18 protein-coding genes are annotated in these 20,876 nt (G+C 65.4%); 9 read left to right on the top strand and 9 right to left on the bottom strand.

Annotated features, from left to right (window positions below; translation table 11 throughout):
* Positions 1-56 precede the first annotated feature (56 nt).
* The 3 genes from NDN16_RS06815 (at position 57) to NDN16_RS06825 (ending at position 5,159) form a co-directional block, all read left to right on the top strand.
* Positions 57-1,580 carry a hypothetical protein gene (locus NDN16_RS06815; RefSeq protein ID WP_251112859.1) on the top strand — a complete coding sequence of 508 codons (1,524 nt, stop codon included), beginning with the start codon at positions 57-59 and terminating at the stop codon, positions 1,578-1,580.
* Positions 1,565-3,655 carry an Ig-like domain-containing protein gene (locus tag NDN16_RS06820; protein ID WP_251112860.1) on the top strand — a complete coding sequence of 697 codons (2,091 nt, stop codon included), beginning with the start codon at positions 1,565-1,567 and terminating at the stop codon, positions 3,653-3,655. Before NDN16_RS06815 ends, NDN16_RS06820 begins: the two co-directional genes overlap by 16 nt.
* Before the next feature lie 73 nt (positions 3,656-3,728).
* Entirely contained in the window at positions 3,729-5,159 is a 1,431-nt protein-coding gene (locus NDN16_RS06825) for an FG-GAP-like repeat-containing protein (protein WP_251112861.1), read from the top strand.
* A 2-nt stretch (positions 5,160-5,161) separates the two neighbouring features.
* Here NDN16_RS06825 and NDN16_RS06830 read toward each other — a convergent pair whose 3' ends face one another.
* From NDN16_RS06830 to NDN16_RS06845, 4 genes are read right to left on the bottom strand one after another with little or no spacing between them, the layout of a single operon-like run.
* Positions 5,162-6,085, bottom strand: a complete 924-nt coding sequence (locus tag NDN16_RS06830; protein WP_251112862.1) for a metal ABC transporter permease — start codon at positions 6,083-6,085, stop codon at positions 5,162-5,164.
* On the bottom strand, positions 6,082-7,002 hold the full coding sequence (locus NDN16_RS06835) for a metal ABC transporter permease (protein WP_251112863.1): 921 nt from the start codon (positions 7,000-7,002) through the stop codon (positions 6,082-6,084). Before NDN16_RS06835 ends, NDN16_RS06830 begins: the two co-directional genes overlap by 4 nt.
* Before the next feature lie 4 nt (positions 7,003-7,006).
* A complete protein-coding gene (locus NDN16_RS06840) occupies positions 7,007-7,765 on the bottom strand; it encodes a metal ABC transporter ATP-binding protein (RefSeq protein WP_285292469.1) in 759 nt (252 codons plus the stop codon).
* Between the two features lie 10 nt (positions 7,766-7,775).
* A complete protein-coding gene (locus NDN16_RS06845) occupies positions 7,776-8,762 on the bottom strand; it encodes a metal ABC transporter solute-binding protein, Zn/Mn family (RefSeq protein WP_251112864.1) in 987 nt (328 codons plus the stop codon).
* A 194-nt stretch (positions 8,763-8,956) separates the two neighbouring features.
* On the opposite strand from NDN16_RS06845, the gene NDN16_RS06850 reads away from it, so the two are divergent.
* The 5 genes from NDN16_RS06850 (at position 8,957) to NDN16_RS06870 (ending at position 15,153) form a co-directional block, all read left to right on the top strand.
* Positions 8,957-9,631 (top strand): response regulator transcription factor, encoded by a 675-nt coding sequence (locus NDN16_RS06850; protein ID WP_251112865.1) that lies wholly within the window; start codon positions 8,957-8,959, stop codon positions 9,629-9,631.
* Positions 9,621-12,050, top strand: a complete 2,430-nt coding sequence (locus NDN16_RS06855; protein WP_251112866.1) for a sensor histidine kinase — start codon at positions 9,621-9,623, stop codon at positions 12,048-12,050. The genes NDN16_RS06850 and NDN16_RS06855 overlap by 11 nt, the downstream gene beginning before the upstream one ends.
* A gap of 125 nt (positions 12,051-12,175) precedes the next feature.
* Positions 12,176-13,126 carry a Bug family tripartite tricarboxylate transporter substrate binding protein gene (locus tag NDN16_RS06860; protein ID WP_251112867.1) on the top strand — a complete coding sequence of 317 codons (951 nt, stop codon included), beginning with the start codon at positions 12,176-12,178 and terminating at the stop codon, positions 13,124-13,126.
* The gene (locus tag NDN16_RS06865) at positions 13,127-13,615 is read left to right on the top strand and encodes a tripartite tricarboxylate transporter TctB family protein (protein WP_251112868.1); all 489 of its coding nucleotides are present in this window, start codon (positions 13,127-13,129) and stop codon (positions 13,613-13,615) included. It begins immediately after the preceding gene.
* 20 nt (positions 13,616-13,635) lie between these two features.
* A complete protein-coding gene (locus tag NDN16_RS06870; protein WP_251112869.1) occupies positions 13,636-15,153 on the top strand; it encodes a tripartite tricarboxylate transporter permease in 1,518 nt (505 codons plus the stop codon).
* Positions 15,154-15,231: 78 nt separating this feature from the next.
* On the opposite strand, the gene NDN16_RS06875 is transcribed toward NDN16_RS06870, so the two are convergent.
* The 3 genes from NDN16_RS06875 to NDN16_RS06885 all read right to left on the bottom strand — a co-directional run bounded on the left by NDN16_RS06875 (position 15,232) and on the right by NDN16_RS06885 (position 18,797).
* The gene (locus tag NDN16_RS06875) at positions 15,232-16,122 is read right to left on the bottom strand and encodes a DUF3800 domain-containing protein (protein WP_251112870.1); all 891 of its coding nucleotides are present in this window, start codon (positions 16,120-16,122) and stop codon (positions 15,232-15,234) included.
* A gap of 67 nt (positions 16,123-16,189) precedes the next feature.
* Entirely contained in the window at positions 16,190-16,618 is a 429-nt protein-coding gene (locus NDN16_RS06880; RefSeq protein WP_251112871.1) for an EamA family transporter, read from the bottom strand.
* A 22-nt stretch (positions 16,619-16,640) separates the two neighbouring features.
* A complete protein-coding gene (locus NDN16_RS06885; RefSeq protein ID WP_251112872.1) occupies positions 16,641-18,797 on the bottom strand; it encodes a TonB-dependent siderophore receptor in 2,157 nt (718 codons plus the stop codon).
* Positions 18,798-18,895: 98 nt separating this feature from the next.
* On the opposite strand from NDN16_RS06885, the gene NDN16_RS06890 reads away from it, so the two are divergent.
* On the top strand, positions 18,896-19,759 hold the full coding sequence (locus NDN16_RS06890) for an alpha/beta hydrolase (RefSeq protein ID WP_251112873.1): 864 nt from the start codon (positions 18,896-18,898) through the stop codon (positions 19,757-19,759).
* Here the strand turns inward: NDN16_RS06890 and NDN16_RS06895 are convergent.
* Positions 19,756-20,190 carry a (R)-mandelonitrile lyase gene (locus tag NDN16_RS06895; RefSeq protein WP_251112874.1) on the bottom strand — a complete coding sequence of 145 codons (435 nt, stop codon included), beginning with the start codon at positions 20,188-20,190 and terminating at the stop codon, positions 19,756-19,758. The two genes, NDN16_RS06890 and NDN16_RS06895, sit on opposite strands and share 4 nt — an antisense overlap.
* Positions 20,191-20,247: 57 nt before the next feature.
* A complete protein-coding gene (locus NDN16_RS06900) occupies positions 20,248-20,823 on the bottom strand; it encodes a TIGR00730 family Rossman fold protein (protein WP_251112875.1) in 576 nt (191 codons plus the stop codon).
* Between the last annotated feature and the right edge of the window lie 53 nt (positions 20,824-20,876).

The raw sequence follows: 20,876 nt of genomic DNA on the forward strand, positions 1-20,876 counted from the left end.
AACCGACCGGAAAACAATATCCTGCAGATTATAACGTTTATCTGGAGTGTGTTTTCATGGTTGCTGCTGGCTCGAAATCCGGATTCGTCGTTGTCGACGGCAATGGCCGCCTTCCCGTCGCTGTAGGCGAAACGCTTCGTATCAGGCCTGCGGCAGGCCGTATGAAGATCGCGCGGCTGGGCAAGGGCGGCAAGGTTCTGCCCGTCGAAGACGTGGTCGCCATCGCCTCGCCGAAGGATGGCGGAGACCTCGTCCTTCTTCTCGACGGGCATACGCGCGTCGTGCTGGACGACTTCATGAAGCTGTGCCGCAAGGGTACGTGCGATATCGAACTGCCGGACGGCAAGGGCGGCGTCGTCGTGATCGACGGCGCATCCCGCGCCGTCGCGACCGGCGGCGACGGCTCGCTGCTGCTCCACATGGCGGGCGATCAGGCCATGCTTTCCGGCCTTACGGACAGTTTCGCCCGCTACTACGACGTTCTCTCGCAACAGCCGCAGGCAATGCCGGAGGCCGGAGCCGCGCAGTCCGCGTTCGGCACCATCAACCCGTTCGTGGCCATCGGGGGGCTGGCAGCGGCGGGGGGTGTCGCGCTGGCCGCCGCCGGCGGTGGCGGCTCGTCCCATCAGGCCGCGCCCGCACCGGCGCCTACGCCATCGCCGCAGCCCGCGGCAGGCAGCCTCATCCACATCTCGGCCGCCGCAGGCCCGATCAGTGCAGCACTGTCCTACCAGGTCATCGGCGCAGACGGCACCATCCTCGCCTCCGGCACCACCGACGCGGCAGGCAAGGCCGACGTCCTCGTCAGCGCAGACTACAAGGGCCCCATCCTCGTCAGGATCATGGATGCCAACGGCACGGCGGCAGACTACAGCGACGAAGCCAGCGGCAACACGCTTTCCCTTATGACCGACATGCGCGCACTCGCGATCAAGGCCGATGGCGACATATCCGTCAGCGTGACCCCCGTCACCGAACTCATCGCCCGCAAGCTCCTCGAACAGCATGCCGGCGGCACCCTGCCCGACGAAGCCACAATTACACAGGGAACCCAGGCGATATCCCAGGCCCTCGGCATCGACATGTCGCAAGGCGTCGTCACCGTGCTGGATGCCACGTTCAACGAGGCCGACGGCATCAGCCCGGCCGAAGCCTACGGCATTTTCCTGGCAAAACTGTCCGGCCTGGACATGAAGACCGGCGGTATCGGCGCAACGCTCGACGCGCTCGCCGCCCAATTGACGCTGCAAGGCGGAGCGGCCATGCTTTCACCCGGCGGGGCTGCCATGCTGCAGCAAGGCGCCGCCATCTTCGAATCCGGCCCCAACAGGGGCGAGGCGGTCATTATCCCGCAGGATGAACCGCTCGACGAATTACCGCCCTCGCCCCTGGTTCTCACGACCCTCACGGGACAGGACGTCTCCGAAGTGCTGCACGGAGGCGTCGTCACACTCGATACGACGGCGGCGCTCTCGGCCGGCATCCTTGCCCACATGACGCTGCCGGAGAACGCCACCGAAGGTGCTGCCATAATAGTAAAGTCGGGCGACACCATCATAGGAGAGTGGAACGTCTCCTGATCGACGTCGTCAACGGATATGCCGACATCTTCCTGAGCAGCGACTTCCTGGCCAGACCTTTCGAAGGCCAGCTCGTGGTCACCGCCGAGATCACCGGAGTAGCCAATGCACGGGCGGCCAGCGCAAGCCTGACCGTCGATACCCGGCCACCGGCACTGCCCGCACTGGCGCTCGCCAACGGTACCGTAAGCGTGTCCGGCCTCGAGGACGGAACAAGCTGGTTCTACTCGCTCGACGCAGGCGCCTCGTGGGCGCTGGGCCAGGGCATGACCTTCGCCCCGGCGCCCGGCTCTTATGCCGACGGCGCCATCCGCGTTCGCCAGATTGATCCGCACGGAAACGTAGGCAGCACCGCATCCCTCCCCGCAACGGAAATCATCGATGCTCCGCCGTCCGTCACCATCACCAGCGACAGGACCTCGCTGATCGACGGGCAATCGGCGCTGCTCACCTTCACGTTTTCGGTGGTTCCGGTCGGCTTTACCCAATCCGACATCACCGTGACGCATGGCTCCATCAGCAGCTTCACGCAGACCGACGATGCGCGTGTGTACACGGCGCTATTCACCCCCCAGGCAGGATACGAGGGCTCGATAACCGTCGCGGTCCTCGCCAATAGCTGGCAAAGCGCGTCGGGCGCAGGCGGCACCGCCGCGCAGAGCCAGCCCATTGCCATCGACACGATCCTCCCGTCCGCGCCGACGATCGCGCTGGTCGAGGATACCGGCGTGGATGGCAGCGACGGCGTCACCACCAACGGTGAAATCAGATTTACATTCGCCGAGCAGGGGGGGCATGTCCAGTATAGCCTGAACAGCGGTCTTACCTGGACAGACGCCTCTTCCGACACGGTCCTTCTGCCCGACGGCGTCTACGAGGCCAATGGCGTGCGGGCCCGCGTCCGGGATGCCTCGGGAAATGTCAGCGGCGAGGTCACCATGCCCGCGATGACCATCGACAACACCAGGCCCGGCGTCACGATTACAAGCAACAAGCAAAGCCTTCTCGCCGGCGAAAGCGCGACCCTGACCCTGGCCTTCGACGATTTCATCATAGACATGACCGAAGACAGGCTCGAGGCGACCGGCGGAACGCTCAGCAATCTGATGATGTCGCCGTACCTGAATACATTCACCGTCGTCTACACGCCGACGCCCGGCAGTTTGGAGACCACCGTAACGGTAACCTTGTCAGGCTACCATGACGCGGCAGGCAACGCCGGCGCTGCGGCATCGATCCCGCTGTCACTGGAAGTCCATCGCCCGACGATCACGTCCGCGGCCTTCACCGCAAAATCCGACAATGTCCACGATATCCTCAATGAGGGCGACACGGTCACGATCACGCTGTCATTCGACGAGGATCTGGTCTTCGACACCGCCGGCGGGTCGCCTTTTGTGACCATGCTGCTCGGCTCGAGCACCCGAAATGCGACCTATCTCGCCCATCCGGACGCCCGGACGCTTACGTTCCAGTATACGATCCAGGCCGGAGACAGCGATGCCGACGGGTTGGGCCTGGACGGCTACGGCGGAATGGGCGCCTTCGGCGCGATCATCCGCGACGCCGCAGGCAACGTGGTTATCGGCAGTTTCGACACCGTCAGCAACGACCCTGCCTACCGGATCGATACGACCGCCCCGACGCTGGTCGGCACGACCCCGGTCAACGGAACCAACGTCGGGCGGAATCCGCAAATCGCCTTCAGCTTCTCGGAGGATATCGTCCTCGGCACAGGCACGATCACTGTCAGCAATGGCGGCTCGGACGTCCGCATTATTCCCCTGGATGATCCTCAGGTCACGCGTACAGGCTCTACCCTCGTGCTGACGCTTTCCACCCCGCTCGTGAACGATTCCGTCTATGGCGTGACGATCACACCAGGGTCCATCTTCGACGTCGCGGGCAACCCCTATGCAGGATTGCCTGCCTATTCCCTCGGATTCAACGTCCATTCCCCCGGCCTGGCGGTCGATGACCTGATCACCGGTTCCGATGGATATATGACCTCCGGCTACTCGACGCTCGATCGCAGCCTTTTCGGCCAGTCGGTGGCGGGCATCGGCGACTTCTAACGGCGACGGCATCGCGGACTATATCGTCGGCGGTCCATCCAGCGGCGGCGCATCCGGCGGCGGCGCGATCATCGTGCTGGGCCGCTCCGACCGGACGTCGGCCAACGTCGCCGTCATGCCGGACACCGTTTCCATCACTGTCGGACAACAGGGCGCGAAGCTCGGCTACAGCGTTTCGGCGGCCGGCGACGTGAACGGCGACGGCTACCAGGATGTCATCATCGCAGCGCCGGGCATTTCGAATGGCGCCGGTGAGGTTTTCGTCGTGTTCGGCAGCTCGCACCCCTGGTCGCTCATCGACCTGGACGCGCCCGTCAACGGCTTGCGCATCTTCGGCGGAATTTCATCCGGCAGTGCCGGGCTGAATGTGACCGGCATCGGCGACGTCAACGGCGACGGCATCGCCGACATCGCCGTTTCCTCCACGGACGGCGTCTACGTGCTGTTCGGGCGTGTCGGCAACAGCGGCATAGCCGTATCGGCGGTCCGCACCGGCAACACCCAGGATGGCTATTTCATCGATACGACAGCCGTCTCCACCCTGGAGGCGCCAAGCGTCTCGTCGGCGGGAGACCTCAATGGCGATGGTCGATCGGACATTCTGATCGGCTTCGGTGGAGCCGATAACGGTCAGGGGCGCACCTTCGTGCTCTACGGCACAAGCCAGTCGGACGCCGTGACCCTGAGCTCGATATCCACAGGATCGTCGGGCTTCTTCATCGGAGGCGCGGCCGCCGGCGATCGATTTGGCGTCAGCGTCGCTGCCGCCGGGGACGTCAATGCAGATGGTTATGACGACCTCCTGATCGGCGCCCCCGGCAAGGGTACCTTCGGCGTCGCCTATGTGCTTTTCGGCGGGTCTGACGGACCGTATACGCCCGCCACGATGGTCGAATACGATGGCACGTCCGATCCGGACACGTTCAACAGCGACGGCCTTCCGACCACGATTATGGGGCGTGCCGGGCCCGACCAGATCTACATGACGGCGCCGGATTCGGTCGGATACGGCGGTGCAGGAGACGATACGTTCCTGATGCACGCCAGCTTCCTCGCGTCGCTGGAGAACCCGAGTTCGACTGCGGTCAGATCCAGCCGCATCGACGGCGGCTCGGGCATCGACACACTGAAAATGGCACCCTACACAGGCAATAACGTTATCGACCTGAGCTTGCTGACGGGTGGCAGTTCCACGGTGTCCGGCGACGGTCGCCTCGAGAATATCGAGATCATCGACTTGGGCGCCGGTCAAGGCGCCAACGAGCTAAGGCTCACGGAAGCCAGTATCGTTGCCTTGTCTCGGGCCGATGTGTTCCAGCAAACCGGCCTGGTGCAGCTGATGGTGAAGGGCGACAGTGCCGATACGTTCGATGCGATGGCCCTCACGGATCGGCCCGGCTACACCTTCTCCGAAGCGATACTGGACAATGAAGTGTATCATGTCGTCGGGACGGACGTAGTCCAGGTATTCGTCCAGGACGGAATACATATCGTGTTGCCATAGTCTCAGCCGGCCAATCCCGTATGGCTGGCACGCCGCGGCCCCCAAAGGGCCGCGGCCATCAGGAGCAGACCGCCGATCGTGGCGATCATCCCGGCCGCCGAGACGCTGGCGCCCCACCCCAGCGCAAGGGGGGCTTCGGCGGCGAGCAGGTAGCCGCCGACAGCCGCCAGGACGGCAAAGACGATGCTCCACAAGATCTGCCCGGCCATCGTATCGGTCATCAACCGTGCGGCCGCCGGCGGACAGATGAACATGGCGATCACGATGATGGACCCCACGGCGTCGAAGGCCGTCACGGCGACGGCGGCCGTTACCGCCACGAGCAGGATGGAAGTCAGCCGGGGCCATGCGCCGACCACGGTCGCATAGGCCGGATCGAATGTGGAAACGACGAGACTGCGCCAGAAGACGGCGATGAACAGCACCGTCACCACCAACATCGCCACAAGCCGCGGCAGTTGCTGCGGCATGTCGGCCAGCGCGGCCGGATCCAGGAGCGCGCCCGGCCCGGTGCCGGAAAACCAGATCAGGCTTTCCACGCTGCCATAGAGGGCATGTTCGACGTCCAGATGCACGCCGCTGGTGTCCGACTGTTCGATCAGCAGGACCCCGGCCGCGAACATGGCGGTGAAGACGGTGCCCATGGCCGCACCCGGCTCCACCCCGCCGGCCCGGCGCACGAACTCGATCAGCATGACGGACAGCAGCGCCGCAGCGGCTGCACCCAGCAACATCGGCCAGGCATTCATGGTGCCCGACACGAGAAAGCCCACGACGATGCCCGGCAGCACGACATGGCTGATCGCATCGCCTACCAGAGCCTGCCGCCGAAGCACGAGGAAATTGCCGACCAGCGCGCAGCACAGCGCCGACAAGACCGCGACAAGCAGCGGCACGAAGGTCAGGAAAAAGAAGTCGGCCATCATGCAAGGCTCCGGCGCGCCCGGAGGCTCGAAATGGCGCCCGCGACAAGGCCCCTGCGCGGCGACAGGATGAGCGACGCGACGAACAGGGCGAAGGCGGTCAGCACGATGACCGCGCCGGTGGGCAGCGAGGGACCGGAGGCCGACAGGGCCGCGCCCACATGGGCGCTGATTGCGCCGAACAGGGCGGCAAGCGCCGCCAGGCGTCCGGCATCATCGGTCCAGAACCGGGCCGTCGCCGCGGGGATGATGGTCAGCGCGACGATCAGAACCAGCCCGGCGACACGCAGGCCGATCACGGTCACGGTCAGCAGCAGCAGCAGCAGCATGAGGTCGGCCCGGCGCACCGATACGCCCGTGGTTGCGGCATAGACCGGGTCGAACGCGACCAGCGTGAAGGAGCGTCGCAGGCAGAAGGCGGCGATCCCGGTGACGGCGGCGGCGATCGCGATCGTTTCCGCCTCGCTGCGCAGCATGGAGGCGGTGGAGCCGAGCAGAAATCCTTCAAGGCCGGCCTGCCCGCCGGTCTGCATGCTTTGCACGACTGTCAGAAGCACGATGCCGAAGCCGAAGAAGACCGAAAGGACGGCCCCGATGGCGGAGTCTTCCGGCAGGCGCGTGCGCCGGCCCAGCCACTCCACGATCCACAATCCGGCGAAGGCGCTGGCAGCGGCGCCGATCATCAATCCCGGGAGGAAGCGCCCGTTACCGGTGGTCATGGCCATCAGGATGAAGGCCATGACCAGTCCCGGAAGGGTAGCATGGCTGATCGCATCGCTCATCAGGCTGCGCTTTCGCAGCATCACATAGGCGCCGATGCCGCCGGCGGAGGCGCCCAGCAGCGCCGATCCCGCGCCGACGAGCGCGGTGTTGTAGCCGGCATCGAAGACGAGCGCGGAAAGGAAGACCGAGCTATCCATGACGTCAGCGCATCCCCGCCGGCGTGGCCAGCCGGCCGCCATAGGCGACATCGAGGTTTTCGGATGTGAAGGCTGTCTCCACCGGGCCGTCGGCCACCTTGGAGCCGTTCAGCAACAGGACATGGGTGAAGTAGGAGGGCACCGTCGACAGGTCGTGATGGACGCAAACGACAGTACGGCCCGCCGCGCGCAGGCCCTTGAGCACGTCGACGATGGCGCTTTCCGTGGCGGCGTCGACGCCGGCGAAGGGCTCATCCATGATGAGCAACTCGGCATCCTGCGCCAGCGCCCGCGCCAGGAAGACGCGTTGCTGCTGGCCGCCCGACAGCTGGCCGATCTGCCGTGCGGCGAAATCGCCGAGTCCGACACGCTCCAGGCATTCCATGGCCCTCGCCTTCTCGCGGCGGCCGGCCGGCCTCAGCAGGCCGAGACGCCCATAGAACCCCATCATGACCACGCCGAAAGCCGATGTCGGGAAATCCCAGTCCACGCTGGCGCGTTGCGGCACATAGGCGATGCGGCGCCGCACATCGCCGAAGCTCTGCCCGAAAAACCGGACGCGCCCGGACAAGCTGGGGACGATGCCCAGCGTCGCCTTCAGGAAGGTCGACTTGCCGGCTCCGTTCGGCCCCACGATGGCAAGCATCGCGCCTTCCGGTACGATCGTATCGACATCGGAAAGAACGACTTTGCCGTTGTAGGCGACGGAAAGTTTCTCCACGGCCAATGGCGGGTTGGTGTCGGTGACGGCCATCGTATCCATCGTCCGCCCCTCAAAGCCCCGCCACCGCGAGGCGGCCGTTCATGCCGCCATCGGGGGCTTCGCCGCCCAGCGCACGGGTGATGACGGTGACATTATGGTCGATCATCCCGATATAGGTGCCTTCGTAGGTGCCCGGCGTTCCCATAGCGTCGGAATAGAGTTCGCCCCCGATCTTCACCTCATGGCCGCGCGCGGCAGCCCCTTCGATCAGGGCACGGACGTTCCGGTCGGAGACGGAGCTTTCGACGAAGATCGCACCGATATCGCGGCCGACCAGCGTGTCGACGAGGCTTTCGATCTGCCGCACGCCCGCCTCGCTATTGGTGGAAATGCCCTGGATGCCCAGAACCTCGAAGCCGTGCGCCGCTCCGAAATAACCGAAGGCGTCATGCGCCGTCACCAGCACGCGTGCGCCCGCCGGCACCGTCGCCAGGACAGTGTCGCCATAATCGGCCAGCGCATCCACCTGCGCCAGATAGGCTTGCGCATTGGCGGCATAGGTCTCGGCGCCCGCCGGGTCCATCCGGCTCAGGGCATCGGCAGCCTCGCCGACCACGCCGCGCCACAGGCGAGGATCCATCCACACATGCGGATCGAACTGGTCGGGATAGTCGGGATTTTCGTGGAGACGTTCATGGGGCAGACCATCCGCCAGCGCGACGACCGGCACACGTGATCCGAGCCGTTCCAGAAACTCGCGAAGCTGCGCCTCCAGATTGAGGCCATGGTAGAAGACGGCATCGGCGCGCGCCATGCGCGCGATGTCCGATGCCGTCGGCCGATAGAGATGCGGATCGACGCCGGGGCCCATCAGGGCGACCACTTCGACCCTGTCGCCCCCTACCTCGGCAACGGCATCTGCAATCATTCCGGTCGTGGCCACGACATGCAGCGGCTCATCGGCACGTGCGGGGCTGCCGGCTATGGCCAGCATCGCGACGAGGCCCAGGAGCGGCGCCAGACGCCTGCCGAACCAAACTCCAGAACCCTGCCTCATGCGACCTCGACGACGTTGTTGCCACTGCATCGCAACAATCTACGTTTTTGCAAATGATTTGCAAGTGCATGAATTCTGTTTTTTCTCCATCGGCGTGATGCCATATCTGCATTCCACTCGGGCAACCGGTCTGCCCCATGACGTAAGGACGCCGCCGGTCTATGCTGCGGCCAACGGGAGATGACTGACGGGCCATGCGGCTGCTGCTAGCGGAAGACAACGAGGATCTGGGGGACGCCGTCTTCCGTCATCTGCGCAATGCCGGCCATTCCGTGGAATGGGTCAGGCAGGGCGAGGCTGCGCTCGAATCCGTTGCGGCAGAACCTTACGACGCGCTCATCCTCGACCTGATGCTGCCCGGTCGCGACGGCCTGTCCATCATAGAGGAGCTGCGGCGCGCGCGCAACGCGATCCCCATCCTTGTCGTCACCGCGCGGGCAGAGATCGACGACAAGGTCAGCCTTCTCGACCGGGGCGCGGACGATTATCTGGTCAAGCCATTCGACCTGCGCGAGCTGGATGCGCGCCTGAGAGCCGTGCTGCGGCGTCCTTCGGGCCGCACGACGAGCCTGATGGAGTTCGGCGACACGGTCGTGGACCTCGCCGGCCACAGCGTCAGCGTATCGGGACAGGCGGTGGAACTGTCGCGCCGCGAGTTCCGCCTTCTGGAAATCCTTCTGGCGCGCATCGGCGCCGTCGTGCCGAAAGAGCGCCTGATGTCGCAGCTCTTCAGCTTCGACGAGGCAGTCTCCGTCAATGCACTGGAACTCTACGTCTCGCGCCTGCGCCGCAAGCTGGAAGGGGCGGCGCTCGAGATCGCAACCGTCCGTGGCGTCGGCTACGTGGCCCGGATTTCCGATGGCGGCTGACGGCTTTTCCATCCGCCGGCGTATCCTGTGGCTGGCCATCGCGCTGCTTCTCGCCGCCGCGCTGGCGCTGGTCGTCTTCGTGCTGGACTATGCCCGGCGCTCGTCCGACACCGCCTACGACAGGCTGCTGTCCGCATCGGCCTTCACCATTGCAGGCGCGGTGCAGGCAGAGGCCGGACGGGTGACGGTGGAACTGCCGCTCGCCTCCTTCGCCATGTTCTCCGACGACGACCGGGTCTTCTACTCGGTCGCCGGGCCGGACGGCGGCTTCGTGACCGGCTATCCCGAGCTCGGTGCAGATCTTGCGCCGGCGACGGACTCGGAGCCCGATTACGACGATATCGATTTCCGCGGCGAGCCGGTGCGCGTGGCGACGGTCGGACGCCTCGTATCGACCGCGTCGGGCACGGGCTGGGTCACCATCCGCGTTGCCGAGACCAAGGGCGAGCGCGCGGTTCTGGCGCGCGAGATCCTCGGCAACGCGCTGTTGCCCATCGTCGCCATGACGCTTCTGTCCATTGCCCTCGTCTGGTTTGCCATCGGCCGCGCCTTCCGCCCGCTCACCCTTCTGGAGCGCAATCTCAACCGCCGCACGCCGGACGATCTGTCCCCCGTCGTGGAAGCCGTGCCGGTAGAGGTGCGCCGCCTTGTCGACGCCCTCAACGATTTCATCGGGCGCCTGCGCCAGACCACCGAGAGGCTCGGCGCCCTCGTCGCTGAAGCCGCACACGAGGTGCGCACCCCGCTCGCCTCGTTGCGTGCGCAAGCGGAAGTGGCCCTGTCGGAGAACGACCCGGCCATGCTGCGGGGCCGCGTCCAGCGCATCCACCAGGGTGCGGTGCAGGCCAGCCACCTGGTAAACCAGCTTCTCATGGACGCAACGGTGGCGCACCGGCTCGAGGCCCGTCGCATCGACCCGGTGCAGCTCGGCGACGTCGTGGGCGAGGTGGTCGGCCGCCTGTCGCCGGATCTCGCGGAGCGGCTGGACGTCGATGTTCCACGCGCCGCGCGGGAACTGGTGATCGACATGGACCGCGTGGTGCTGCGCGAAATGCTGCGCAACCTGATCGACAACGCCCTCATCTACGCCCCCGGCCCGGTTCTGGTCGAGGCCGAGGCCGACGACGGAGCCGCGATCCTGTCGGTTATCGACCATGGTCCGGGCATAGCGCCCGACGAAAGGCAGGCCGTTACGGAACGGTTCCGCCGTGGCAGCGCCGCCGAAGGCACCAGCGGGTCGGGCCTTGGCCTGGCCATCGTCGCGCGCGTCGCGGCCGCGGCCGGCGGACGCTTCCTGCTGGACGATACCCCCGGCGGGGGCCTCACCGCGCGCGTGCGCCTGCCGGCACGGCGGGCCGCAACGGCGCTTGCCGCGCTCGTCGTGGCGGCCGGCCTTTGGGGGGCGCCGCACCCTGCGCAGGCGCTGGAAACCTATCCGGCGCCATCCGGCCGGCCGGGCGAGGTGCTGACGATCCTCGGCACGACGGACACCCCTTTGTTCCGCTCGCTGGTCGAGGGCTTCCAGCGTGTCTGGCCCGACGTGACCGTGGCCTACGAGGAAGGCGAAACGTTGCCGATCTACCTTGAGGTCGCCGAAGCGCGCGCCGACCCGAAGCCCGATCTCGTCATGAGCTCGGCGACGGATCTGCAGGTGAAGCTGGCCAATGACGGCTTCGCGCAGGCGCACGAACCGCCCAATCTGGCCGCCCTGCCCCGCTGGGCGCAATGGCGGCGCGAAGTGTTCGGCTTCACCTTCGAGCCGGCCGTCATCGTCTACAACCCCGACCTCGTCGCCGAAGCCGAAGTGCCGCGCACCCGCATCGCGCTGGCGGAACTGCTGGAGCGGTTTCCCGAGCGCTTCTCCGGAAAGGTCGCCACCTACGACATCGCGAAAAGCGGCGTCGGCTATCTCCTCGCCGCGCAGGACCAGACCATATCATCCTATTTCTGGCGGCTTGCCAGCGCCTTCGGCCATGTCGACGCGCAACTGTCCGGGAGCAGCCCGGACATACTCGACAGGGTGGAGCGCGGAGAGCTCGCGCTCGGCTACAATGTCCTCGGCTCCTATGCGCTGGCGCGGCAGGCTGCCGGCCACCGCATCGGCGTGGTGGTGCCGGACGATTACGTCCTCGTGCTCACGCGCACATTGCTGATTCCCGAGGGTGCGCCCCGCCCCGACCTCGCCCGCGCCTTCATCGACTTCGCCCTGTCTGCCGAGGGGCAGTCGATCCTTGCCGGCGAGATCGCGCTCGGCGCCGTCATACCCGGCTCGTCCGGCGCGTTCACGGCCGAGCGCATTGCGGCGCTTGGCCGCGGCGCCGTGCAGCCCATCGCCCTTGGCCCCGGTCTGCTGGTGGCGCTGGACCGCCAGCGGCGCGCCCGCTTTCTGGAAACATGGCTCGAAATCGTCGGTCCGTGACGCATGACAGGATTACGACAGGTCGGCGCGCCTAACCTTGAGGCGTTCCATGTCCGGCGCGGGGAGCGTCGCATGCGTGGTTCACGTGTTTCATGCGCCTTCAAGGGCGCATCCGGGAGGAAATCATGAACCGATTCTTCGCCGCCGCCATTCTGGCGGCCGGCCTTTCCACGAGTGCGCTGGCACAGGGTGCATCCTACGAGATCATGGCGCCGGCTTCGCCCGGCGGCGGCTGGGACCAGACCGCCCGCGCCATGCAGACCGTCCTGCAGGACAGCGGCGTCGCAAGCGACGTACAGGTGGTCAACGTACCGGGAGCCGGCGGAACGATCGGCCTGGCGCAGTTCGTACGCGGCAAGGAAGGCGACCCGAGCGCCCTGATCGTCGGCGGCTACGTCATGGTCGGCGCCATCCTGACCAACAACTCGCCCGTCACCCTCGATCAGGTCACCCCCATCGCCCGCCTCACCGGCGAGGCGGAAGCCATCGTGGTGCCGGCGTCCTCGCCCTTCCGGACGATCGACGACCTTGCCGCGGCCATGAAGGAGAATCCGGGCGCCGTGGCCATCGCGGGGGGCTCCGCCGGCGGTACCGACCATATCGCGGCAGGCCTCTTCGCCGAGGCGGCCGGCGTCGATCCGACCAAGATCAATTATATCGCCTTCTCGGGCGGCGGCGAAGCCTTGGCCGCCATCCTCGGCGCGCAGGTAGCGGCCGGCATTTCCGGCTACGGCGAGTTCGAGTCTCAGATCCAGGCGGGCGCACTGCGCCTCCTGGCCGTAACCACGGAAGACCGCATCGAGGGCGTGGACGCGCCGACGCTGAAGGAAGCCGGCTACGACGTGACGCTGGAAAACTGGCGCATGGTTTCGGCCGCGCCCGGCATCACGCCGGAGCAGGCTGCCGAAATCACCGCCAACATCGAAAAGATGGTGCAGAGCGCGGAATGGAAGGAAACGCTGGAGCGCAACAACTGGCAGGACACGTTCCTGGCCGGCGACGCGTTCAAGCAGCAGCTGGCGACGGATACCGAGAACACCCGCGAGATCCTCACCAAGATCGGTCTGGTCAAGTAAATGACCGAGCTTCGGCACGATGTTGCCGGGCAGCGCCGCCCCGACCGGGCGGCGTTCGCCATCGGCGCGGCGCTCGGCCTTCTCGGCCTTCTCGTCGGTTACGACGCAAGCCGCCTCAGCGGCGGCTCTTATGCACAGATCGGCCCGACGGCCTTTCCCTATGCCATCGCCGCAGCCCTGATCGTCCTTTCGGGCTGGACTTTCGTGGAAGCCTGGCGCGGCCGGTTTCCGGCGCGCGAGGACGACAAGATCGGCCCCATAGCCTGGATCGTCGGCGGCCTTGCCGCCCAGGCGCTGCTGCTGCATCCGGCCGGCTTCTCCATTGCCACCGGACTACTTTTCGCGGCGACGGCGCGCGCCTTCGGCAAGCGCCAATTGTGGAAGACCATTCCCATCGGCATCCTCATGTCGCTGGCCGTCTGGGGCGTCTTCTTCGGCCTGCTGCGGCTTCGCCTCCCGGCAGGGCCGCTCGAATCCCTTTTCATCTGACCATGTCGGGCTCGTAAATCATGGACACGCTCGCTCTTCTCGGTCAGGGGCTCCTCACCGCCGCCCAGCCGATCTACCTTCTCTACGCACTGATCGGCGTCACGCTCGGCACCGCGGTCGGCGTTCTGCCGGGCATCGGCCCGGCGCTCACCGTCGCCCTGCTCCTTCCGGTGACCTATCAGCTCGACGCGACCGGCTCGCTCATCATGTTCGCCGGTATCTATTACGGCGGCATGTATGGCGGCTCGACCACCTCGATCCTGCTCAATACGCCGGGTGAGAGCGCCTCGATCATCACCGCGCTGGAGGGCAACAAGATGGCCCGCAAGGGGCGCGGCGGACCGGCGCTCGCCACGGCGGCCATCGGCTCCTTCGTTGCCGGGCTCATCGCCACTCTCGGCCTTGCCTTCATCGCCCCCTACATCGTGCGCTTCGCCCTGTCCTTCGGCCCGGCCGAATATTTCGCGCTGATGATCCTGGCGTTCGTCACCGTCTCCGCCGCCTTCGGCGACTCCGCCCTGCGCGGTCTGACGGCGCTGGTGCTCGGACTGACGCTCGGCCTGGTCGGCATCGACCTGCAGACGGGTCAGGCGCGGCTTGCCTTCGGGGTGCCGGAGCTTCTCGACGGAATCGAAGTCACCACGCTTGCCGTGGCACTTTTCGCTATCGGCGAAGCGTTGGTCGTTGCGGGTGGTTCCTCGCGCGACGATGGGCAGGTTGAGGCGGTCAAGGGCTCCGTCTGGATGAACCGCGAAGACTGGAAGCGGTCCTGGAAGCCGTGGCTGCGCGGCACCTTCATAGGCTTTCCCATCGGCGCCATGCCGGCGGGGGGCGCCGAAATCGGCACCTTCCTCTCCTATACGACGGAAAAGAGCCTGTCGAAGCACAAGGAAGAGTTCGGGCACGGCGCCATCGAAGGCGTGGCCGGGCCGGAAGCGGCCAACAACGCCTCTGCCGCCGGCACGCTGGTGCCGCTGCTGACGCTCGGCCTGCCGACATCGGCGACGGCGGCCATCATGCTGGCGGCCTTCCAGCAATTCGGCCTGCAGCCCGGCCCGCTCCTGTTCATGACGTCGCCGCAGTTGGTCTGGGGCCTCATCGCCAGCCTGCTCATCGCCAATTTGATGCTGGTGGTGCTTAACCTGCCGCTTGTCGGGCTGTGGGTAAAGCTTCTGACGATACCGCGGCCATGGCTGTATGCCGGCATCCTCGTCTTCGCGACGCTCGGCTGCATCGGCGCCAACAACTCGTCCACCGAACTCGGCATGCTGCTGCTGTTCGGCCTGATGGGCTACATGCTGCGCCGCTTCGGCTATCCGATCGCGCCTGTCGTCGTCGGCCTTATCCTGGGCCCGATGGCGGAGCAGCAATTGCGCCGCGCGCTGGCGATCAGCCAGGGCGACCCGACGGTGCTGGTCCACTCGCCTCTGGCGATCATCCTGCTCGGACTTGCCGTGCTGGCCCTCGTGGTGCCGATGATCATGCGCGCGCGGGGCCGCGGCGCGGTGCTGTCGCAGATGGCGGCCGACGAGGATTGATGCGGTAGTGGCGTGCCGGTACCCGGCACGGCCTACGTCTTGACAATTCCGGCACAGTCTCTCAGATAGATGTCAGGCCTAGCCTACGAGATCGCCTTTGCGGTCGCTTCGAAGCCCCGGTGGAAACGCTGGGGCTTTTTGGTTTCCACAAGGCTTCCGTGCGACGCTGTCGAAACAACTGTATTTTGTAGCCGCCACAGACCATGTGTCTTCCGGCAGCCGGGACTCGATCAGTTTGCCTTCCTTGAAAAGTCGGGCGTATGGCCTGTTGGAAAGATGGTATCCGCCGACGCAGATCGGCCAAAGATAAAGATCCGCCAGCTGCGCCATAGGCGATGACTTCGCCTTTAGTCGGAATTCGTACAAAGTCTTTCTGAAATCGCTCGGACTCAATGGACCATACTTGTCGCAGTTCTGCGCTGCGAATGGCATGCCGTCTTCCTTCAAGGCATCGTAATACCCCTTCATCCAGGCATCCTCGGTCCGGTTGCATCGTTCAGGAGCAATCCGAAGGCGCGCGCCGAGTTGTCGGGCATATTTGGCGGCACGCTCTACAACGACGCTAAATGCAGTCCTGCAAAGCATCCAGGGCTTTTGGTCATACTGGTCGAGGTACCGAGCACTATATCCGGGCCGGTCGATGACGCATGCGAGACCAATTACCGGCACGTCGATCAGAAACTGAAAAAGCTCTTCGTAAAATCGAGCCTCATCCGGGGCGCTCAATCCCCGCAGCCATGCGAATGACCCCTTCTGCGACCGGATTTCCGATGAATGGAGCGGAGACGTAATGGACCACCGGGCCATAAAGGCAGCATGCAATGTCCGCGCGCTCTCTTCATCGCGGTCGCGTATCAGTACGCCACCCAGAGCGAACCAGTCATAGCCGTGGCCGGCGACCGTACCTCGCCGCCGTGTTGGGTGCCTGGTGCCGCTATCGTCGATGTAGAAAGTCAGGATATCGGTCATCGCGTCACCTCATGCGCCATGGCCTTCTCTAGAATATATTTCCTAGAGGAAACAATCCTGGAATGAGTTAGCGGCCGGTCGCCAGAATGACGGCGCCCGCGGCAACCAGCGCCACCCCCGTCCAGGCGTAGGGCGAGAGACGCTCCCCCAGGAATGCGACGGCGAATACCGCGACGAAGATGACGCTCAGCTTGTCCACCGGCGCCACGCGGGCCGCTTCCCCAAGCTTCAAGGCACGGAAGTAACATAGCCAGGACGCACCCGTGGCCAGTCCCGAAAGCGTCAGGAATATCCAGGTTTTGCGGGGAATCTCACTCAGCGGCTGGAACTGGCCCGTCGCCGCGACGATGACGACGAGCATCGCGACGATGATCAGCGTGCGCATCAGCGTCGCGAGGTCCGAGCCGATATCGGCAATGCCGACCTTGGCGAAAATGGCGGTAAGCGCGGCGAAGACCGCCGAGCCCAGCGCCCAGAACTGCCATGAAGCCGTCATCGCCCGGCCCTCTCCAAACGCGTCAGAACCGATAGCGTAGCGTACCGATGACCTTGCGTCCCTCGTCCAGGTAGCAATAGGCGGAAGAACAGGTCGGGTCCTTCTCGTCCAGGAGATTCGTGGCATTGATCTGCGCCGTTGCACCGTCAAGCTGCGGGAAGCGCTCGCCGAAATCGTAGGACAGCTTGGCGTCCACGAAGGCGCGGCTGCCGTTCTCGAAGGTATTCTGGTCGTCGCCGAAGCTCGTGCCCACCACGCGCACGCCGCCGCCCAGCCCGAGCCCCGCCAGCGCTCCATCCTGTACCGTATAATCCGTCCAGACGGCGAACTGGTGCGCAGGAAGCCCAGATGGGGCGTTGCCCGCATTGTCGCCGGCCAGGATCTCCAGGTCCGTATAGGTATAGGCTGCCGTCAGGTTGAGGCCGTCGGCAAGGCTGGTCGTCGCCTCGAGCTCGAAACCGCGCGACTCGACTTCGCCGCGCTGGATCTGGAAGGTCGGATTGTCGGGATCGCTGGCCAGCACGTTCGTCTGCCGGATACGGAACAGGGCGGCATTGACGGTCAGGTTCAGGTCGTCCGGCGCGTACTTGACGCCGACTTCTTCCTGTTTGCCTTTCGTCGGCGCAAAGGGGCTGCCATCGAAGCCGCGGCCGATCGTCGGCGCGAAGGAAGTGGAGTAGCTGACATAGGGCGATATGCCGTTGTCGAAGAGGTACGTCAGCCCCACCCGGCCCGAGAACTGCGAATCGTCCTCGTCGCTGGACCCATCCTCGTCCATGAAGTCGAAGACCTTGGTGGTCACCCAGTCGTAGCGTCCGCCGACCGTGAGGACGAAGCGGTTCCACTCCGCCTGGTCCTGCAGATACACGCCGGTCTGCGACTGCTGCGTCGTCGTATCGGCGAAATTGTAGCCCGGCGCGTCGATCGGCTGCGTCCCGTAGTCGAAGGTCACGAGGCTCAGGTCCGGCGCTGGGCCGAAGCCGATGCGGTCGTTGACATCGACGTAGTTGTAGTCGACGCCGCCCAGCAGCGTATGCTGCACCGGCCCGGTATCGACCCGGAGCTCGCCATTGTTGTCGACCACGAAGGAGTCGAGTTCGTCGGTGATGCGCCAGGCCGAACGCGAGGCGATGCCGCTGTCGCGCAGCAACGCGTCGATCTGCGTGTATTTCACATCCGCATCGATGCTCGCGTAGCGCAGGTTCTGTCGCACGGTGAAACTGTCGCTGAAGCGGTGCTCGAAGGCGTAGCCGATGCGGCCCTGCCGCTGGTCGAAATCTCCCAGCGCCGGATCGCCGCTCTCGATGCCGGTAATGGCTCCGTTCTCGTTGACGTAGGAGGCGTTGCCGCCCGTCTTGAAGTCGGAATATTCGCCGAGGATCGTCAGCTGCGTATCGCGGTCATCCGAGCGCAGCGTCAATGCCGGGGCGACGAAGGCACGGTCGTCGGGTGCGCTGCGCAACTCGGTGTCGGCGTCGCGCGCAAGCCCCGTGATGCGGTACAGCACGTTGTCGCCCTGCCCCAGCGGGCCTGAGGCGTCGAAGGCGGCCTGTTTGCGGCTGTTGGTGCCGTACTGAACCTCCACTTCGCGGAAGGGCGTATCGGTGGGCCGTTTGGACACGAGGTCGACCAACCCGCCGGGAGAGCCGCTGCCATACACGGTCGAGCTCGGCCCCTTCAGAACGGACAGGCCCTGCAGGCCGTAGGGCTCGGTCTTGAAGATCGAGAAATTGCCGGTCGGCTCGCGCAGGCCGTCGCGATAGACGCCTGTATAGGTTACGTCGAAGCCTCGGATATAGAAGGCATCGAAGCGCGGATCGAAGCCGAATGCGCCGACGCGAACGCCGGACGTATAATTGAGCGCTTCCTTCAGCGTCTGGACATTCCGGTCCTCCATCTGCGCACGGGAAACAACCGAGATCGACTGAGGCACCTTCCGCAATTCGGTTTCCGTCTTGGTGCCGACATTGGAGGCCGTGCCGACATATCCGTCGGTGACCAGCCCGCCGCCCGTCCCGACGCCCGTTCCGCCACCCTGCGAGGCTCCGCCTCCCTCGACCACGACAGTGTCCAGCACGACCTGCTGCTGCGCCAGCGCCGGAGCGGAGAGCGGCAGGCAGCAGGAAACCATCAGCGCGCGACGAAGGCGAGCCTTGGCAGGGGCATGGCGACATTTCATGGGGATCGTTCCGTGCGATGACAACTCAACCGTCAATCACTAAACATGACCATGATAGTCAACTCTCGCAAACTGAATGAATGGGACTTGGTGCCGATATGTCACGGACCTGTGAAGAGGGGCACAAGCGCGGCCCGGCCTGGCACGATCTGGGCGATGGCGAAGGACCGCCCTGGCGCGTCTTCGTCCATGTGCCGGCTTCCGCCGCTCCGGCCGAGGGGTGGCCGCTGCTGGTCATGACGGATGGCAACGCGGTCATCGATTCCGCCATCGCGGCGATGGAGATACAGTCCGCTTATCCCAACGGCACGAACGTATTGCCCGGCGTTATCGTGGCCATCGGATACCCGACGGACGGGTATTACGATCCGCTGCGCCGGTCGATCGATCTCAGCCCGCCGCCCGGGCGCGACTATCCGCCGTTTGCCGAGGGCGGTCCCGTGGTGCGCACGGGTGGGGCCGACAGGTTGATCGCCTTCATCGAACGGACGCTGCTACCCTTCGTAGCAGCGCGCGCGCCGCTTCACGCGACGCGACGCACGCTGTTCGGACATTCATTTGGAGGCCTCTTCGCACTTTACGCCATGTTCGAGGGATGCCGTATCTTCGATACCTATGTTGCGGCCAGCCCGACGATCTATTGGGAAGACGGCGTTCTTGCCGCCTCCGAGGGCCGCTTCATGAAGCGCTCCGCGCGGGCCGGCCTGTCGGTTCACCTGTCCGCCGGAGAGTATGAGGACGAAAGCCTCGCTCCGTTCCAGCAAGAGCAGGAGGACCGGGTGGAACGGCTTGCACAATTGCGCCTCGCGCGGACCGCGCCGCTGGCGCGGGACATGGCGGCACGGCTGGGCGCAGCCGGCATCGACACGACCTACGAAACCTTTGCGGGCGAGACGCACATGACGCTCATTCCCGTCGCGGTTTCCCGTGCCGTCGGCATCGCCTTCGCGCGACGCAGCTAAAGCGTCGCCGCCGCGTAATCCTCGTCCGTCACTTTCTCCATCCAGGTCACCGGATTTCCGTCCAGCGCCTCCGCCACCGCGAAATGGACCATGGGCGCGGACGGTCCTGCGCCATGCCAATGGCGGACATGCGGGGGTATGAAGACCACGTCGCCGGCACCCACCTTTTCGGCATGCCGGCCATCGTTCTGCACGACGGCCATGCCCGAGACGATAAACAGCGTCTGGCCGAAAGGGTGCGTATGCCATGCGGTGCGCGCGCCGGCCGCAAAGGATACGGTCGCGCCGCCGATACGGGCTGGCGCATCGGCCTGATAGCGTGTCGCAATGGTGACATTGCCGGTAAAGTAGGCTTCAGGACCCGGCACCGGGGCATCGGCGGAAGCGCGAACGATCAGGAGTTCCCGATTGTCGCTGGGGGCATCGTTCATTATTCGATCTCCTGAAATATGGCAGCGGACCCGGCATCCGGCCGCGTTGCGCAGACCTTAAAGCCATTTTGGCACGTCCACCCGCTGAAAATCCTTCAGCTTGCGCACAAGCGCGTCGGCATCGGCGTCGACCGCGATGGAGTGTCGGTGCGCCGCCGGCAGGAACCGCTCCGCCACCATGTGGTCGATGAAGCTCAGGAACGGCGCGAAGAACGACCGCGTATCTAGTAGTCCGGCCGGCTTGTCGATCTCCGCCAGCTGGTTCATCGTCCAGACTTCCATGAACTCTTCCAGAGTGCCGATGCCGCCCGGCAGGGCGATGAAGGCGTCGGCCAACTCGGCCATCCGCTCCTTGCGGGCGCGCAGGGTGGGCATGATCTCGGCTTCGCTCAGCCCTGCATGACTGTGCCCCTTGTCGTGCAGCCGACGGGTGATCACGCCATGTACCCGGCCGCCGCCCGCCAGCGCCGCATCGGCCACCTGGCCCATCAAACCCTTGGTCGTGCCGCCATAGACGAGCCGTATGCCGTTGGCCGCAAGGCTGCGCCCAAGCTGACGCGCCCCTTCGGCATAGGCGTCGTCGCCGCCGAAATTGGAGCCGCAGAACACGGCGATGGAAGCGATATGCGGCATGGGCTGACTTTCGAGTGTGGCGGCTGACATGGAAGGCGCGCGCCGGCGCCCTA

This window comes from Aureimonas altamirensis, assembly GCF_023702225.1.
Lineage (GTDB): Bacteria > Pseudomonadota > Alphaproteobacteria > Rhizobiales > Rhizobiaceae > Aureimonas > Aureimonas altamirensis_B.